This window comes from Aeromonas sp. 602200 (assembly GCF_049173895.1).
Classification (GTDB): Bacteria; Pseudomonadota; Gammaproteobacteria; order Enterobacterales; family Aeromonadaceae; genus Aeromonas; species Aeromonas veronii_A.
In genome coordinates this window covers 91012-108037 of the sequence record NZ_JAAKSL010000012.1, presented here as the reverse complement: position 1 = coordinate 108037, position 17026 = coordinate 91012, and the positions used below count along the sequence as shown (strand labels likewise).

13 protein-coding genes are annotated in these 17026 nt (G+C 59.3%); 5 read left to right on the top strand and 8 right to left on the bottom strand.

Annotated features, from left to right (window positions below; genetic code table 11):
• Window positions 1-82: 82 nt before the first annotated feature.
• Both dacB and G5221_RS14775 read left to right on the top strand, forming a co-directional pair.
• Window positions 83-1522: a D-alanyl-D-alanine carboxypeptidase/D-alanyl-D-alanine endopeptidase gene (gene dacB / locus G5221_RS14780; protein WP_266134419.1), complete on the top strand. Its 1440-nt coding sequence runs from the start codon at window positions 83-85 to the stop codon at window positions 1520-1522.
• 94 nt (window positions 1523-1616) lie between these two features.
• Window positions 1617-1913 (top strand): GrxA family glutaredoxin, encoded by a 297-nt coding sequence (locus tag G5221_RS14775; protein WP_223849348.1) that lies wholly within the window; start codon window positions 1617-1619, stop codon window positions 1911-1913.
• A 123-nt stretch (window positions 1914-2036) separates the two neighbouring features.
• Here the strand turns inward: G5221_RS14775 and G5221_RS14770 are convergent, their stop codons facing one another.
• Complete coding sequence (locus G5221_RS14770) at window positions 2037-2882, bottom strand: endonuclease/exonuclease/phosphatase family protein (protein WP_005337873.1); 846 nt, start codon at window positions 2880-2882, stop codon at window positions 2037-2039.
• Between the two features lie 107 nt (window positions 2883-2989).
• Between G5221_RS14770 and G5221_RS14765 the strand changes: the two genes are divergently transcribed.
• On the top strand, window positions 2990-3214 hold the full coding sequence (locus tag G5221_RS14765; RefSeq protein WP_005344394.1) for a hypothetical protein: 225 nt from the start codon (window positions 2990-2992) through the stop codon (window positions 3212-3214).
• Here the strand turns inward: G5221_RS14765 and yciA are convergent, their stop codons facing one another.
• From yciA to G5221_RS14735, 6 genes are all read right to left on the bottom strand, one after another.
• Window positions 3215-3619, bottom strand: a complete 405-nt coding sequence (yciA, locus tag G5221_RS14760) for an acyl-CoA thioester hydrolase YciA (protein ID WP_005337875.1) — start codon at window positions 3617-3619, stop codon at window positions 3215-3217. It abuts the gene before it with no gap.
• A gap of 59 nt (window positions 3620-3678) precedes the next feature.
• On the bottom strand, window positions 3679-4497 hold the full coding sequence (locus G5221_RS14755; protein WP_421263497.1) for an NAD-dependent epimerase/dehydratase family protein: 819 nt from the start codon (window positions 4495-4497) through the stop codon (window positions 3679-3681).
• A 386-nt stretch (window positions 4498-4883) separates the two neighbouring features.
• Window positions 4884-5717: a hypothetical protein gene (locus G5221_RS14750; RefSeq protein ID WP_227340883.1), complete on the bottom strand. Its 834-nt coding sequence runs from the start codon at window positions 5715-5717 to the stop codon at window positions 4884-4886.
• 310 nt (window positions 5718-6027) lie between these two features.
• Entirely contained in the window at window positions 6028-9603 is a 3576-nt protein-coding gene (nifJ, locus tag G5221_RS14745) for a pyruvate:ferredoxin (flavodoxin) oxidoreductase (RefSeq protein ID WP_421263496.1), read from the bottom strand.
• Window positions 9600-11246: an NAD(P)-binding protein gene (locus G5221_RS14740; RefSeq protein ID WP_421263495.1), complete on the bottom strand. Its 1647-nt coding sequence runs from the start codon at window positions 11244-11246 to the stop codon at window positions 9600-9602. The genes nifJ and G5221_RS14740 overlap by 4 nt, the downstream gene beginning before the upstream one ends.
• A 176-nt stretch (window positions 11247-11422) precedes the next feature.
• Complete coding sequence (locus G5221_RS14735; RefSeq protein ID WP_421263494.1) at window positions 11423-12175, bottom strand: substrate-binding periplasmic protein; 753 nt, start codon at window positions 12173-12175, stop codon at window positions 11423-11425.
• A 77-nt stretch (window positions 12176-12252) separates the two neighbouring features.
• Between G5221_RS14735 and G5221_RS14730 the strand changes: the two genes are divergently transcribed.
• On the top strand, window positions 12253-14103 hold the full coding sequence (locus G5221_RS14730) for an MOSC N-terminal beta barrel domain-containing protein (RefSeq protein WP_421263493.1): 1851 nt from the start codon (window positions 12253-12255) through the stop codon (window positions 14101-14103).
• Between the two features lie 224 nt (window positions 14104-14327).
• Window positions 14328-16040: a methyl-accepting chemotaxis protein gene (locus G5221_RS14725; protein ID WP_227340887.1), complete on the top strand. Its 1713-nt coding sequence runs from the start codon at window positions 14328-14330 to the stop codon at window positions 16038-16040.
• A 77-nt stretch (window positions 16041-16117) separates the two neighbouring features.
• Here G5221_RS14725 and htpX read toward each other — a convergent pair whose 3' ends face one another.
• Window positions 16118-16990 carry a protease HtpX gene (gene htpX, locus G5221_RS14720; RefSeq protein WP_069527876.1) on the bottom strand — a complete coding sequence of 291 codons (873 nt, stop codon included), beginning with the start codon at window positions 16988-16990 and terminating at the stop codon, window positions 16118-16120.
• Between the last annotated feature and the right edge of the window lie 36 nt (window positions 16991-17026).

Below are 17026 nucleotides of genomic sequence, written 5' to 3'. Positions count from 1 at the left end.
TTATCCCGTCGATCCCGCATCGGCGGGTTGAATTATCAGGGTCGGCACCACTGCCGGGCCCTTCGTCACGTTAGAGGATGTTATGCAGCGGCTGTTGATTGGTTTTTGTGCTCTCTTTTCTTCTCTGGCGGCTCATGCCGCCCCGCTGACGCCCCCTCAGGGTGGCCAGTACGCCATCATGGTGCAGGGCAATAACGGCGTCGAGTTCGCCCGCCATGCGGATCAGATGATCGCCCCCGCCTCCACCATGAAGGTGCTCACCGCGCTGGCGGCCCGCCTCGAGCTGGGTGCCGATTTCCGCTTCGCCACCGATATTCAGTCCCAGCCGGGCGCCAAACAGGGTGACACCATCAACGGCGATATCTGGATTAACTTCGTCGGCGACCCCACCCTCTCCCGCATGGATCTGCTCGCCCTGTTCAAACAGCTCGGCGTCACCAGCATCAAGGGCAATGTCTACGTCAACACCGGCGCCTACAACGGCTACGAGCGCGGCAACGGCTGGTCGTGGGGAGATCAGACCCTCTGCTTCGCAGCACCTGTCTCCTCGGTCATCATCGACAAGAACTGCGCCTACGCCACCATCACCGCCACCCAGATCGGCAAACCAGCTGTGGGCAATGTGGCCACCGGCGTCCCCATCGGGGTCGGGGCCGACAACGTGGAGGTGATGAGCTATGGCGACATGGCGCGCCAGTTCTGCGCACTGGAAGTGGACATGGCCAAGGGCAACTTCTACGAGCTCAAGGGCTGCATCACCCCGAATAAAGAGCCGCAGGGGCTGCGTTTCGCCATCCACGACGTGGAAGCCTGGGGCTGGGACAATATCCGCTGGGCGATGAACCGGGCCGGTATCAAGCATGATGGCCTGCTGCGGGTCACCCACAAGGCCCCTGAAGGGGCAGAGACGCTGGGCACCCACTACTCGGTCTCCCTGCCGGTGATGCTCGCCAAGATGCTGAAGAAATCGGACAACCTCTACGCCGATACCTTCCTCAAAACCGTGGGCCGTCACTACTACAACAAGCCGGGCAGCTATCGCAGCGGCACCATGGCGGTGCGCGCCATTCTGACCAAGAACGGTATCGATCTGGGCAACGCCACTCTGGCTGACGGCTCCGGTCTCTCCGCTCACAATCTCATCAGCGCCCGTCAGATGATGTCGGTGCTGAACTTCATCCAGAAAAATGATGCCGAGCTTGGCCTGATCAAGCTGCTGCCGAGCTCTCAGGTAGATGGCACCCTGGCGTGGCGCCGCAGTGTCACCGCCCCCATGATGAAGAACAAGGTCCACGCCAAGACCGGCACCATCACCGGCACCTCCAATCTGGTGGGCTTTATCGACACTGCGGGCGGCCAGCGCAAGGCGTTCGTGATGTTCCAGCGCGGCCTGTCCCAAGATCCGGCCACCCATGAGCGCTACCGTGCCAGCAAGGCGCCGTGGCCCTGGACTGTATTCGAGAAGGGGGTGCTGGAGAGCATCTATCAGCAGCAGCCGATCCAGATCGCCGATGAGAGCTGAGCCAATAGGCCCACTCGAATCACGGTATCGATAATTTCGGCTTCAAGTCGCCACGAGGCAGGGCTATGCTGTTGCCTGCCTCATATCAACGGCCATACATAAACGGCTTAAAAAACGGAGAGAAAATATGTTTGCAGTGATTTTTGGTCGCCCGGGTTGCCCCTACTGTGTCCGTGCCGTACAGATCGCCGAGCAGCTGACCGAACAGCGCGATGACTTCAAATTCCGCTACGTGGATATCCATGCCGAAGGGATCACCAAAGAAGATCTGGCCAAGAGCGCCGGCAAGCCGGTCAATACCGTGCCGCAGATCTTCCTGGATGAGCAGCACATCGGCGGCTGCACCGATTTCGAAGCCTACGCCAAAGCGAATCTGGGTCTCTACCAGTAATGCCTGCGGGTCATCCCGAGCGGGTTGACCGCCAGAACGTATAAAAAATCCGGCGCCATCAGGCGCCGGATTTTTTATTAGCGGAACTCGCACCATCCCTTGTCAGGAAGTCACAGACTGGGGTCAGGGAGTCACAGACTGGGCGGCAAAGCGCGCAATGATGGGGTTGTGATCCGAACTGTCGGTCGCCGGTGAGCTCACCTCGACCAAATCCAGATTGCGGTAGTAGAGGTGATCCAGCGGGCGACCGAAGGCGGTTCGGCGCAAGTCAGGCACCGGCACGGCCTCTTGCAGACCCAGCTCGTCCACCAATTTATTCAGCCAGAACTGGCGCTTGTCGCTCCAGGTGTTGAAATCACCGGCCAGGATCACCGGCCCCTGATGGCGGCGCACCAGCGCAGTCAGATCGTTGAGCTGCTCGCGGAAGGTAGCCATCCCCAGTTCGAAGTTGACCGCATGGATATTGATGACCATGACGCCATCAGGATCGCCCTGCAGCGGATAGAGGCTGACCAGCCCGGATTTGGGGATGCGCAGCAAAGGTTCGGGGGAGCGCACGCCACAGACGAACGCCTGCGGGGTCTTGGCCACCGTCATCACCCCGAACGAGACGCCGCCCTGGGTGAAGGCTTGCAGCTGTTGCCACTGGAAATCACCGGCGCGCAGCCAGTCGAGCATATCGGGACGGGTGGCCGACTCTTGCAGCAGCACCAGATCCTGCCCCTTGGCATAACTGTCCATCCCTTCGCGCCAGTTTTTGCGCTGGCCCTTGTAGAGATTCCACACCGTCACCCCGAATTCACGGGGCAGCGCCGTGGTCGCCAACGCTACCAGCGGCGGACGCTGGCAGTCGAGTCCCGGCACAATCCCTTGAGCTGTGACCAGATGGTTCTGATCCGGCACCTCAAAACAGCCTACCAACCCCAGGGTCAGCAGGGAGGTGCCAAGAATGCGATAACTATTTTTCATTGGCTAACAACCGCCCGCCTTTGCTTTTTGTTGCGACCATCACAAACGTCATCCACGCCGACTAAGCTGATAGTCCCTGTTCCACCCAACCAGAAGGACCTTGTCTCATGGCGAAAGAACTTCGGTACAACGTGACGTTTTATGATCAACAAGGAAATTGTCATCAAGTGGAGCTGTCCACCGTCTACCAGATAAGACGGGACCCTCAATGCGATCTCTGCCTGTTCGACACCCTGCAATATGTGGGCTCGGAAGAGATGCTGGAACGCATGATACGGCAAAAAACCGGGCTTGAGCAGGAAATATCCATCATCAATGCCCGGCTGATTTAATCAGGCACTCACCGGAACCGGGCGGGATTTGCCCTGTTCGTCGATGGCGACATAGGTGAAGATCCCCTCGGTCACGCAGTAACGCTGGGCATCGTTTTCCCGCAGTACCGGCTTGACCCACACCTCCAGCTTGAGCTTCATGGAGCTGCGGCCGATCTTCATGCAGCGGCCGTAGCAGCAGACCACATCGCCCACCTTGACCGGACTGTGGAAGGTCATGCCTTCGACGGATACGGTACAAATACGTCCTTTTGCCAGCTCCTTGGCCATAATGCCCCCACCTATATCCATCTGGGACATGATCCAGCCACCAAAGATGTCACCATTGGGGTTGGTATCGGCTGGCATTGCCAGGGTTCTCAGCAACAACTCCCCATCGGGGTGACGTTTTGTATCTACCATCATTACCGCCTCTCTCTCATGGATGGCGGCATGATAGGGGGCGATCCCCCCCTTGGCAAACCTCAATTGCCCGAGGCGGCGAGCTCGGCAAACCAGTGGGCCGGATCGGGCCAGCGATAGTTGAATCCCATCTGCTGGCAAATCAGCTGACCGTCGATGGGCTGAAATTCACCGGCAGGCTCGATAAAGACCGGCGCGGGCAGCCCCTGCTGGCGCGCCGCAAAGGGGTAAAACTGCTCGCGACGCGGATGCACGGGCGCGCTCAGGTTGAAAACATCCCCGTCCTTGCCCCGCTCAAGCAGCAAGATGCAGGCCGCCACCACATCGTCCAGATGGACCAGATTGACCGACTGGGCGCCGCCATCCAAGGTCTTGCCCGCGAGGAAACGGCCGGGATGGCGATCCGGGCCATAAAGGCCGGAGGGACGCACTATCATCACCGACTCGAAACCGGCCGTCAGCACCGCCTGCTCCGCCGCCAGCATCCGCTCACCACGGGCATGGCGCGGTTTGGGCTGTTCACCCTCCTGCTGCCCCGCCCCCCATACCGAGGTGGCGCTGACAAACAGCACCCGCCGGGTGCCACTCGCGTTGGCCAATGCGCAGGCCTTTGCTACCGCCTGCGGATAGTCATCGGTCTTGCTGGGCGGTACGCAGATAACCAGCGATTCGCAGGGGATGGGCCATGCATCCGACATATGGGCAGAAATCGTCAGCGGATAGGCAGCGATCCCCTCCCCCTGCAGACGGGCCGCCTTCTCGGCGCTGCTGACCGTGACCGCCACCTGCTTGCCTGCCGCCAGCAGAGCCCGCGCCAGCGGCAGCCCGAGCCACCCCGCCCCCAGAATACTGATCGTCCCGGCGATATGTTGTTCTGTCATCGTCCCTTCTCCTGTTTGACGCTATTTGCCCCGCAGCTTACCTGCCTTGGAATAAAAAGAAAGCTTTGGCCTGCAGATAGACAAATGCCGCCAATAGCTGCGGCATATCGTTTCTATTAGTGAGTGATGTCGTAAGTCATATCGGGCGTCATATTTTTTCCAACTCTCTTTTCCTCGATCACTCAACCTTCTTTCCCTGTGCCATTGATGCGAATTAAAAACTGAATATGTAACTTCTCAGTTATCTCGAGAGGGTAGAACCTGTTGCTAGGGTAAACATAACTCCCGGCTAAAGGACTTATAACGCAATAACACAACTACCGCAGCATCTTGGAACTAGAAGAGCCAAACGTTGATAGTTATTCTTGAAGCATTTGTTATATACATTATGACAAACCGTTTTTAATTAAATTAAACACTCTATCAAACAACCCATACATTTTGCTGTCAATCCCTTCCTTGTTAAGTATATTTTGCTCAGATTCAATTTTTTTAAGCTTGAGACCATTTATAGGCGTTAAAACAAACATGCCAGTCAGTTTGTTTTCATTAGAATAAGCCATTATGGCATTTCCTGAGTAAGCTCGAATAAGCACTCGACCTAATTCATCCGAAAAATATTCTTTTTGGTTTGATGCTGAAACATTACCAGCAGCATGCGCAGCGACAGCTAGGTAAAAACATATTAATACAACACGCCCAATCGATGCCTCACCAAATACTTTATATCTCTGAGTTAAACCACCATAACCCCTCGACCACTCAATAACTTTACTTTGAGCATCACTATACGAACCATAATTTTTTATTTCAAAAAATGGCATTATTATCTGAAACCACATATTCATAAAAGGGATAGTCAGAAAGAAAACCTTCTTATACCACTCTGCATCAATAAAAAGACACAATATCACCGCAGGAATAAAAATAACCCCATATGAGTCAAAAATTTTAGCTATTGGTTTATCCGCATACTTATCATTAATAACCGTAGTAACCAGATCTAAAACTTGATAAACCAATCCCGTCAGACCTAGAATAGACAAACATGCTAAAATTATTGACTTAACCTCAACCTGTAGTAACCCTTCTGGAACTTCAAAATATGAGAGATAGCTTCTCTCAAAAATATATGCCACCAAATAGGACATTGCAGTTATAACTAGTCCTGCTATAGCTTCATTACTAAAAATGATATTAGTACTACGTTGTTCTTTCAATTTAAAACCTCAATTATCTACAGAACACATATTGCTTCGTATATCGTGCCCAGTTCTGTCAGACAGTTCAATAAAAATGACATGTCTTTTCAATATTTTACTGTCGACATCTTCAAGATAGCCCTACCCTTACTATCGAATAAATGGAAGCTCTCCCTTTATAGACAATCTATTGTATCACTCCCACCCAATTTTTATAAATTTACAACATTGTAGGTGGTGCATATATTCGTAAGCCAAGAACCCTTTGCTATCAATATAAAAATAGCGGGCCAATGGCCCGCTTGGTTATATTTCACTCACACAATCCTCACACCGGCGGATGAAAATGGCTGGCCTCACGGGTGGCCATCTCCTCGTAGGTGGCCCACTTCTGCCACGCCACTTTTTGCGCCACCTGCATCAGCCGCTGCGCCTCCTCCGGGTGGCTCTGGGCCAGCACCCGATAACGGGTCTCCTCCTGCCGGTATTCAGCGAGGGGGATGGAGGGGCGCAGGCTGTCGAGACTAAAGGGGTTCTGCCCCGATCTGCGCAGTACCGGGTTGTAGCGCATCAGCGGCCAGTGGCCAGAGGCCACGGCGCGTTTTTGCTGAGTTAGACCAAACTCCATATCGATGCCATGAGCGATGCAGTGGCTGTAGGCGATGATCAGCGACGGGCCCGGATAGGCTTCGGCCTCACGCAAGGCCTGCAGCGCCTGCTGCGGATTGGCACCAAAGGCGATGCGGGCAACATAGACGTTGCCATAGGAGATGGCCTGCAACGCCACATCCTTCTTGGCCAGCGTCTTGCCCCCCGCCGCGAACTTGGCGACGGCACCGAGCGGGGTCGATTTCGACATCTGGCCGCCAGTGTTGGAGTAGACCTCGGTATCCATCACCAGCACGTTCACATCGCGGCCGGAGGCGAGCACATGATCGAGCCCCGCCGAGCCGATGTCATAGGCCCAGCCATCGCCGCCGATGATCCAGACCGAACGGCGCACCAGCTGATCAATCAAGGACAGCAGCTCGCGAGCCTTGCCGGATTTCACCTCTTCCAGCCGCTCGCGCACTTGCGCAACCCGGGTGCGCTGGGCGCGGATCTCCGACTCCAGCCGCTGCGGAGCGTTGATAAGCGACTCGACCAACGCTTCCCCCAGCTCCCCTTTCATCGCTTCGAGGGCCGCTACCGCCTGCCCGTGATGCTGATCGGCGGTGAGACGAAAACCAAAGCCAAACTCGGCGTTATCCTCAAACAGGGAGTTGGACCAAGCGGGCCCCTTCCCTTCGCCGTTCTTGGCCCACGGGGTGGTCGGCAGGTTGCCGCCGTAGATGGAGGAGCAACCGGTGGCGTTGGCCACCAGCATGCGATCGCCAAACAGCTGGGTCAACAGCTTGAGATAAGGGGTCTCGCCACAGCCGGCGCAGGCACCGGAGAACTCGAACAGGGGTTCGAGGAACTGAGTGCCGCGCACCGTGGAGAAGTCCACCCGCTCGCGGGCAGGCCACGGCAGGCTTTCGAACCAGCGCAGCGCCTGTTTCTGACCAGCCAGATGGGGCGCCTTGTCCATCATGGCGATGGCGCGCTCGCCTTCATGGCTCTCATCCGCTCCTGCCCGCACCGGACAAGCCTGCACGCACTGGCCACAACCGGTGCAATCCTCCGGATAGAGCTGCAAGGTGTAGCGGCTGTCGGGGAAGCCCTTGGCGGTGACGGGCACCGACTGCGCTGCCTCGGGGGCGGTCGCCAGCCAGTCCTGATGGTAGAACTTGGCCCGCAGCGCCGCGTGGGGGCAGACAAAGACGCAGTTGCCACACTGGATGCAGATATCGGAGTGCCAGATCGGGATCTCGCGGGCGATATCCCGCTTCTCGAAGCGGCTGGTGGCGGTGGGGTAAGTGCCATCCACCGGCAACATGGAGACGGGGATCAGATCGCCACGCCCCGCCAGCATCTCGCCAGTGACCCGCTGGACAAACTCGCTGCCACCCGGTGCCAACGGCAGCGGATAGTCGCTGATCTGCTCCTCACCGGCCGGAATGACCACCTTGCTCAAGTGAGCCAGGGTGTCGTCCACCGCCGCGAAGTTGCGCGCCACCACCTCTGGCCCCTTGCGGGCATAGCTCTTCTCGATGCTCTCCTTAATCAGCGCAATGGCTTCGTCCCGTGGCAACACTCCGGCTAGCGCGAAGAAACAGGTCTGCATAATGGTGTTGATGCGATTGCCCATACCGTTTTGCTCGGCCACCCGATCCCCATCGATGCAGTAGAGCTGGATATTGAGGGCGCGAATACGGGCACGCAGCCGCTCGGGCAGCTGGCCCCACACCTTGTCAGCCTCATAGGGGGCGTTAAGCAGCAGGGTCGCCCCCTCGGCGGCGTGCTCCAGCAGATCGACCGATTCGACAAAGCACCACTGGTGGCAGCCGATAAAGCTCGCCTGCTCGATAAGCCAGGGGGCATCGATGGGCTCGGGGCCAAAGCGCAGGTGGGAGACGGTACGCGAGCCCGACTTCTTGGAGTCGTAGACGAAGTAACCCTGGGCGTGGAACCCCTCCAGCTCGCCGATGATCTTGATGCTGTTCTTGTTGGCGCCCACAGTGCCGTCGGCACCGAGGCCGAAGAAGAGCGCCCGCACCCGGCTGGCAGGCTCCAGATCACCGATGGGGTGCCAGGCCAGACTGAGGCCCGACACGTCGTCCACTATCCCCACGGTAAAGCGCGGACGCGGCGCATCGGATGCCAGCTCCTCGAACACCGCCGCGCACATGGCGGGGGTGAACTCTTTGGAAGAGAGGCCGTAGCGACCGCCACTGAGCCACGGCAGCCGCTTGATAAGGCCGCGCTGCAAGCCGTCGATCAGCGCGCTCTGCACATCCAGCAGCAGCGGCTCGCCACCGGCGCCCGGCTCCTTGGTGCGATCCAGCACCGCCATGCGCCGCACGCTCTGCGGCAGCGCATCGAGCAGCGCCTGTACCGGGAAGGGGCGATAGAGGCGAATGACCAAGACCCCGGTCTTGCGATCCTGTTGGTTGAGCCAATCCACTGTGGTGCGGGCGGTAGCCGCCCCCGAGCCCATCAGCACGATCACATCGGTGGCATCAGGCGCGCCGTGGTACTCCACCAGGCGGTAGTGGCGGCCGGTCAGCTCGCCGAGATTGTCCATGCATTGCTGCACCCGTGCCGGCACCGCTTCGTAGAAGGGGTTGACGCTCTCGCGGGACTGGAAATAGGTATCCGGGTTCTGGGCGGTGCCACGCATCACCGGATGATCCGGGTTGAGGGCCCGCGCGCGGTGGGCGCGCACCCAGTCGTTGTCGATAAGGGCGCGAATTTCATCCCGATGCAGGGCGGTGATCTTGTTCACCTCGTGGGAGGTGCGAAAGCCGTCGAAGAAGTGGATGAAAGGCACCCGGCACTGCAGGGTGACGCTGTGGGCAACCAAGGCCAAGTCCTGCGCCTCCTGCACCGAGCCGGAGGCAAGCATGGCAAAGCCGGTGCTGCGCGCCGCCATCACGTCCTGATGGTCGCCAAAAATCGACAGCCCCTGCGCCGCGAGCGATCTGGCCGCCACATGGAACACCGCCGAGGTCAATTCACCGGCGATCTTGTACATGTTGGGCAGCATCAGCATCAGTCCCTGACTGGCGGTGAAGGTGGTGGCGAGCGCCCCCGCCTGCAGGGCGCCGTGTACCGTACCGGCCGCCCCCCCTTCACTCTGCATCTCCACCACAGTGGGAATGTTGCCCCACAGGTTGGTCTGCCCCTCCGCCGCCCAGGCGTCGGCCAGTTCGGCCATGGTCGAGCTCGGGGTAATGGGGTAGATGGCACACACTTCACTCAGCTGGTACGCCACCCGGGCCGCGGCTTCGTTGCCGTCGACCATGATCAGTTCATGTTTCATTGGGACTCCTGTGGTTGGCGCAACTCGATGGCGTGACAAGGACACTGGTCGTGGCAGGCGCCGCAGCCGGTGCAGCGCTCGGCATCCACCTGATAGCCCTTGCCCGGCCCCAGCTTCTCGATGGCCTGCTCGGGGCAGCTGCCGTAGCAGCCGTCGCACTCGAAGCAGTTGCCGCAGGAGTAGCAACGCGCCGCCTCGTAACGGGCGGCCACCTCATCCAGCCCACCGATGATCTCGCCAAAGTCGTCCCGCGCCCACGCCGGTTTGACCGGCTGATTGCTGGCGGGCGCGTGGGTCTGGAACCAGAGCTGCAACTGCTCCGGCCCCACCAGCGGGTAGGAGAGCATCTTCTGATAGTGGCGACCACGCAGCCAGGCATCCATGTGGCGCGCCGCCTTCTTGCCATGACCGGTGGCGATGGTAACAGTGCGCTCGGAGGGCACCATATCGCCGCCGGCAAACAGCCCGGCGACATCTGTCATCAGATTGCCCGCCACCTGCACCACCCCCTCCTTGTTGACCCGCACGCCGGGGATGCTCTCCAGCACCGAGAGGTCGACCTCCTGACCGAGCGCCAGAATAAGGGAATCCGCTTCGAGGGTTTCAAACTTGCCGGTGGGTACCGGCTTGCCCTCTGCATCCAGCGCCATCACCTCCACCTCGATATTGGTGTTGTCGAGCTGGCGGATGCTGCGCAGCCAGTTGATCTTGATCCCCTCCTCCTCGGCCTCATCGGCTTCAAAGGCGTGGGCGGGCATATGGTCCCGGTCGCGGCGGTAGATGATCATCGCCTCTTCCACCCCGAGGCGACGAGCGGTACGGGCCGCATCCATGGCGGTGTTGCCGCCGCCGTAGATGGCAACCCGCCGTCCCAGTTTTGGCGGTGGCAGTCCTTTCTCTTCGGCAAGACTGGCCTGCTCGAGGAAACTCACCGCATCGAGGATTTTTCCCGCTTCCCGGGCCGGAATATCGACCCGCTTGGCCAGATGGGCGCCGATGGCCATAAAAATGGCGTCAAAGCCCCCCTCGTCGCGCTCGCGCAGCACATCCTCCACCTTGTGGTTGAGGGTCAGGGTGACACCAGCCGCCACGATGCGGGCCACCTCCCGATCCAGCACGTCGCGGGGCAAGCGGTAAGCGGGAATGCCAAAACGCAGCATGCCGCCCGCCAGCGGCCCTGCTTCGCGGATCTCCACCTGATGGCCAAGCCGGTTGAGGTGCCAGGCGCAGGAGAGGCCGGAGGGACCGGCACCGATCACCAGCACCTTCTTGCCGCTGGCAGGGGCAGGTGACGCAGGCTGCCAACCGCGGGCCAGCGCCTCGTCGCCGAGGAAACGCTCGATAGCGTGGATGGAGACGGATTCATCCACCTGACCGCGGTTACAGGCGCTCTCGCAGGGGTGATAGCAGACCCGGCCATGAATGGCGGGCAAGGGGTTCTCTTCGATCAGGGTCTGCCAAGCCTCCTCAAAACGACCGGCCTGCGCCAAAGAGAGCCAGGCTTGGATATTTTCTCCGGCCGGGCAGGCGTGATTGCAGGGTGGCAAGGCCGGCCGCCAGACGGGTAGCCGGGTACGCACCGGGCCTGTTCCCGTTTTCAGGGAGAGATCCGGCAATGGGGTCATGTCCAGTTGTTTGCTCATACATTGCTTTCTTCTTTTTGTGTGACAGGCCCCACCCGATGGCGCTTGATACCGTGTAGCCGAGGCGGACGGTGGCCGGATGGGGAAGAAGCGAAAGCGTTAGAAACTGGGAACTGAGTCGATAATGGCCGCTTTTTTGTACTAATTAGCGAATCAGGATCAAAAAATGTTGCACTTTATGGTTCATAGAGACCAGAACGTGACTCAAGTAACATCTTCTCCAGCTGACCGCTGGCTTTCAGTTTGGCGAGCCCCCGATTGAAGGTTTTGATCAGCTCGTCAGCGTTGGCACGCTTGCGGCTGATCAGCAGGTGACCTTCAACTTTCATCACGGGTTTTGAATGGGTTGCAAAGAGATCGACCGTGCTGGCCGGGTAGAACTGACGCAGGGAGTAGTAGCCGACATCGATGTTCTCCAGGGTCAGGTCGGCGCGGCCGGAGAGCAGCAGATCGAAGCTCTGACGCAGCCGGGTGACGAACTGCACCTGCAGCGGCACCTGCGCGATGGCTGCAAAAAAATCTGCATTGTAGGTATAGCCACTGACCGCAGCCAGCTTGCGATCCGCCAGATCCGGATAGCCACGCCATTCCAGCGGATCGGACTTGAGATAGAACCAGACGTAGGTTTCGCTCAGTATGGGATCGCTGTAGAGATGGGTTTTGCGCCGCTCGCTCGACTCATACCAGTGGACTGTGCCATCCACAATCCCCTCCTCCGACAAGCGAAAGGCCCGCTTCCAGGGCAGAAACTGGAACTTGACGCTCACCCCTTCACTCTTGAACGCCTCGCTCACCACATGGGGGATCAGCCCCTGATATTTCAGTGTCTCGGAGCAGTAAGGGGGATACTCTCCCGTGGTCAGGGTCAGCTCCTGCGCCCAGAGCCCGTGGCAAAAAAGGCTCCCCGCCAGCAACCAGCTTATTTTCATCCCGATGCCCTCTTGTTCTGTTTTCCCAACTATAGACCGCCCCCTTGAAAGGATTGCCGGATCGCCAGGGAACCGTTATGTTCCCCTTTTTCCAGGCGATCGCGCCGCGTCACAAGGATATGAAGATGCCCAGGCTAGACAGCATTCACCTCTACCCCATCAAATCGACTGCAGGTATGCCGCTGGCTCGCGCCCGGGTGACCGAAGAGGGACTGGCAGGGGATCGCCGCTACATGGTGGTCAAACCGGACGGCACCTTTATCACAGCCCGTACCCATCCCCAGCTGCAACAGGTCGTGGCCACCCCCATCGAAGGAGGCTTGCAACTGCGCTATCCGGGCTTTGAACCGCTCACCCTGCAAGAGGTCGACTTCAGCCGCGCCCCGCAAGCTACCGGAGTCTGGAGCGACCGCTTCACCGCCCTGCACACCGACCCCAAAGCCGATGGATGGCTGAGCCGGGTGGCAGGGGAAACGGTGCAACTGCTCTGGCTGGGTGAAACCTCGGATCGCTTTCGTGAAAAGACTGGCACCCGGGTCAGCTTTGCCGACGGTTATCCGCTGCTGCTGATAAGCCAGGCTTCCCTTGAGGATCTCAATCTGCGCTCCGATGCGCTGCATCAGATGAGCCAGTTCCGCACCAATCTGGTGGCAAGCAATACCCTGCCCTTCGAGGAGGACAGCTGGGTGCGCATCCGCATCGGTGAGGTGGAATTCAAGGTGGTCAAACCCTGCAGCCGCTGCATCATGACCACGGTGGAAGCGGGCACCGATCGTTTCAACGCCCTGAAAGAGCCGCTGGCCACCCTCACCCGCTACCGCCGTGGCGAGGATGGCGAGGTCTACTTCGGCCAGAACCTGATCGCCCTGAACGAGGGATGGATTGAGGCAGGCAGCGAGATAGAAGTGCTGGAGCGCACCCGTCCGGTGGTCTATCCCGCCGCCGCTCCGAAGAAGCGGGAGCTGGTCTGCGTGGCCCGCGAACCGCTGGCGCGGGATCTGGAGACCTTCTGGTTCGAAGCCGCCGATGGCGAGCCTCTGCCCGACTACCTGCCGGGCCAGCATCTGCCCATCAGCCTCGATATCAAAAATGAACGGATCCAGCGCCGCTATACCCTGAGCTCTACGCCGGATCACCCGGAGCGTTACAGCATCAGCGTCAAAAAGGTGGAGGGGGGTCGCATCTCCCACTGGCTGCACCAGCAGTTGCAGGTGGGTGATCGGCTGCTGGCCGCCAACCCCGCTGGCGATTTTCACCTGGGCCGCGAGCGCAACCTCCTGTTGCTCTCCGCAGGCTCCGGCGTCACCCCCATGCTGGCGATAGCCCGCACCCTGGCGCTACGCGGGGAGCTGGAAGAGGTTCACTTTATGCACCTGTGCCGCAGTGAAGCGGACATTCCCGCCGCCAGCGAACTGTACGCCATGGCGCAGCAGGGCATGACCCTCACCATTATCCTGAGCCAGCCGGACAATCACTGGCAGGGGCTGCAAGGGCGACTCAATGATGAGCATCTGCGACTGGTCAAAGGGTTGGCCGAAAAAGAGGTCTTTATCTGCGGCCCCCACGGTTTTATGGCCGATGCTGCCGCCAAAGTTGCGGCCCTCGGCGTTCCGGCCGCACGGATCAAACAGGAGAGTTTTGGCGGCGCCATTCTCTCGGTGGCCCGCCCCCATCAGGCGGTACAACTGCGTATCGGCGCCCAAGCCTTTACCGGCAACAATCAGGGCACTGTGCTGGATCAGGCCAACAAGCAAGGCGTAGAGCTGCCCTGGAGCTGCCGCGCCGGGATCTGCGGCAGTTGCAAACAGACGCTGATCTCGGGCGAGGTGGATCACCCCGGCGCCCCCGCCATCAGTGCCGCCGAGCGGGCAGAGGGCAAAATCCTCACCTGCTGCGCCGTACCGCTCACAGACATCGTCATCAAATAAGGTGATCGAGCCACGAAAAGGCTGGCTGGGCCCCGATCCTGGCCGACCTTTTCCCCCCTGTCGACCCGCGGTTCCTCCATTCTCGTCTCTTTCTCGCCCCGCCTGCGCAACCATGCCGACGATGACTTCTATACTCACAGCAATAACAACAAAACCCCTCCGACATAGCGGCCTTTGCCGTCTGACCAAGGGGGTTACCCGGTGAGAATAAGGACGCTCAAACCATGGAACAGAACAAACCCGCCTTTCAACTCAACCTCTTGCTCTCCGTGATCACCCTGATCCTGCTGTCACTGGTGTTTTTCGCCTACAGCTGGGCGGGTAAACAACTGGAAGAGAGTTATCGACAACAATATCTCTCCTACCTGCTGGCCGACGAGCTGCGCCAATCCTCCGATGACCTGACCCGACTCGGTCGCACCTACGTCATCACCAAGGATCCAGCCTACGAGCAGCAGTACATGCGGATACTGGCCATTCGCAACGGCGAACAGCCGAGACCGGATGGCTACAACCGTATCTATTGGGATTTTGTCGCGGCCAACGGCCAGAATCCTCGCCCCGACAGCAATGTTCGCCGCGGCCTGATCGATCTGATGAAGGATGCCGGTTTCACCGATGCTGAACTCGCCAAGCTCAACGAGGCCAAGAACAACTCGGATGCCCTGGTCAACACCGAGGTGGCTGCCTTCAAACTGGTGCAGCAGACGGACGGTGATCTGGCCGCCAACCAGCAGAAGGCCATCGCCATGATGCATGACAAGGCCTATCACCAGAACAAGGGTCGCATCATGTCACCCATCGACGATTTCTACGTGATGATGGAGGGGCGCAACCAGGAGGCGGTCGAGAGTGCCACCACCAATACCGACATGCTGCGCTACCTTTTTATCGCTCTGGGCCTGGTATTGATGTTCTTCCTCTGGCGCACATATCGCTCCCTGCTCGATCTGGTGGGCACCTCGGTCGAACAGCTCAAGACCGATCTCCATCTGCTGGCGGAAGGGGATTTCTCCCGCCCCATCAAGGTGCCCCAAGGCTCGAAAGAGAGTCTTATCGGCCTGCTTGGCACCACACAGAGCACCCTCAAGGGGATCATCGGCAAGGTATCCCACTCCACCGAGGAGTTGTCCAATTCGGCCGACAGCATCGCCCAGATAGCGGAGCAGACCGCCCAGTTCGCCACCGATCAGCAAACCAGTACCCAGACCATGGCCGCCGCCATCGAAGAGCTGGTGGTGAGCATCAGCCACCTCTCCGACAATGCCAGCCATGCAGACGAGCTCAGCAAGGTCTCAGCCGACACGCTGGAGGAGGGCTCCGGGGTCATCAAGGAGACGCTTGGCAGCATCGAGAATATCTCCACCACGGTCGGTGAAGCAGCCAGCACCATCGCAGAACTCAACAGCCATACCCAGCAGATCTCGGAGATCATCGGCGTGATCCGCGGCATCGCCGATCAGACCAACCTGCTGGCCCTCAACGCGGCTATCGAGGCGGCGCGGGCCGGTGAGCAGGGACGTGGCTTTGCGGTGGTTGCCGACGAAGTACGCAATCTGGCCAGCCGCTCGGCGGCCTCGACCCAGCAGATCACCGGGATGATCAGCAAGATCCAGAGCGGGGCGGATGCCTCTATCCGCAGCATGGAGAACACGGTCAACAACGTCTCCCGCGGGGTCACACTGGCCAACCAGACCGGGCAGGCAATCGCCAGCATCCAGAGCCACGCCTCCAATCTCACCGGTCTGATGGGAGAGATCAGCCACACCCTGCGCGAGCAGTCCACCGCCGCCAACGAGGTGGTCTCTACCGTCGGCAACATCACCTCCCTCTCGGAACAATCGGGGGATGCCGCCCGCCACGTGTCCCAAGAGGCAGCCAAGCTCAAGCAGCTGTCACGGGTGCTGCGCCAGGAGATGGGGCACTTCAAGCTTTAAAGAAGGCTGCAAAACAAAACGGCTGCCCCAAGGCAGCCGTTTTTTATTCGGCGTTATCCCCTGTCATTCAGTATCTATCAACCACGCAGGGCGGCGATACGCTGCTCGATGGGCGGGTGGCTCATGAACAGTTCGCTCATGGAGCGCTTGCCGTTGATGCCAAAGGCCATCATAGAGCCTTCCAGCTGCGGCTCGGCACCGCGGGAGAGGCGCTCAAGGGCGGCAATCATCTTGTCGCGACCGGCCAGCTTGGCGGCACCGGCATCGGCACGAAACTCGCGCTGACGGCTGAACCACATGACGATGATGGAGGCCAGAATGCCGAACAACATCTCCAGCACAAACACGGTGATCATGTAGGCAAAACCACCGGTGCTGCTGCTCTCTTCCTCGTTGTTGGAACTGAAGAAGTTGCTGATGACGCCAGCCACGATGCGGGCGAAGAACATCACGAAGGTGTTCACCACCCCCTGGATCAGGGTCAGGGTCACCATGTCGCCGTTGGCAACGTGGCTCACCTCGTGGGCCAGTACCGCTTCCGCCTCGTCACGGCTCATGCTGTAGAGCAGGCCGGAGGAGACCGCCACCAGCGAATCATCTCGGCGGGCGCCGGTCGCAAAGGCGTTCATCTCGGGAGAGTCGTAGATCCCCACTTCCGGCATCTTGATACCCGCTTCGCGGGCCTGACGGGCAACAGTGCTCACCAGCCAGTGCTCGGTCTCGTTACGAGGTTGCTCGATGACCTGGACGCCATAGCTGCGCTTGGCCATCCACTTGGACATCAGCAAGGAGATAAAGGAACCCCCAAAACCGAACACGGCACAGAACATCAACAGCCCGGAAATGCTGGACTTGTTGATCCCCAGAACCGAGAACAGGATATTGAGTACCACCCCCAGCACCAGCATGACGGCCAGGTTGGTCACCAGGAATAGCATAATTCGCTTCATATAGACTCCTTGTGAGAATTAAAGACACGGAGAGAG

What these genes read in the sequence shown, in the direction of transcription:
- yciA (WP_005337875.1), bottom strand. Translation starts at nt 3,619, where the DNA reads ATGATGGTAGATACAAAACGTCACCCCGATGGGGAGTTGTTGCTGAGA.
- htpX (WP_069527876.1), bottom strand. Translation starts at nt 16,990, where the DNA reads ATGAAGCGAATTATGCTATTCCTGGTGACCAACCTGGCCGTCATGCTG.
- dacB (WP_266134419.1), top strand. Translation starts at nt 83, where the DNA reads ATGCAGCGGCTGTTGATTGGTTTTTGTGCTCTCTTTTCTTCTCTGGCG.
- G5221_RS14735 (WP_421263494.1), bottom strand. Translation starts at nt 12,175, where the DNA reads ATGAAAATAAGCTGGTTGCTGGCGGGGAGCCTTTTTTGCCACGGGCTC.
- G5221_RS14740 (WP_421263495.1), bottom strand. Translation starts at nt 11,246, where the DNA reads ATGAGCAAACAACTGGACATGACCCCATTGCCGGATCTCTCCCTGAAA.
- G5221_RS14770 (WP_005337873.1), bottom strand. Translation starts at nt 2,882, where the DNA reads ATGAAAAATAGTTATCGCATTCTTGGCACCTCCCTGCTGACCCTGGGG.
- nifJ (WP_421263496.1), bottom strand. Translation starts at nt 9,603, where the DNA reads ATGAAACATGAACTGATCATGGTCGACGGCAACGAAGCCGCGGCCCGG.
- G5221_RS14730 (WP_421263493.1), top strand. Translation starts at nt 12,253, where the DNA reads ATGTTCCCCTTTTTCCAGGCGATCGCGCCGCGTCACAAGGATATGAAG.
- G5221_RS14765 (WP_005344394.1), top strand. Translation starts at nt 2,990, where the DNA reads ATGGCGAAAGAACTTCGGTACAACGTGACGTTTTATGATCAACAAGGA.
- G5221_RS14755 (WP_421263497.1), bottom strand. Translation starts at nt 4,497, where the DNA reads ATGACAGAACAACATATCGCCGGGACGATCAGTATTCTGGGGGCGGGG.
- G5221_RS14725 (WP_227340887.1), top strand. Translation starts at nt 14,328, where the DNA reads ATGGAACAGAACAAACCCGCCTTTCAACTCAACCTCTTGCTCTCCGTG.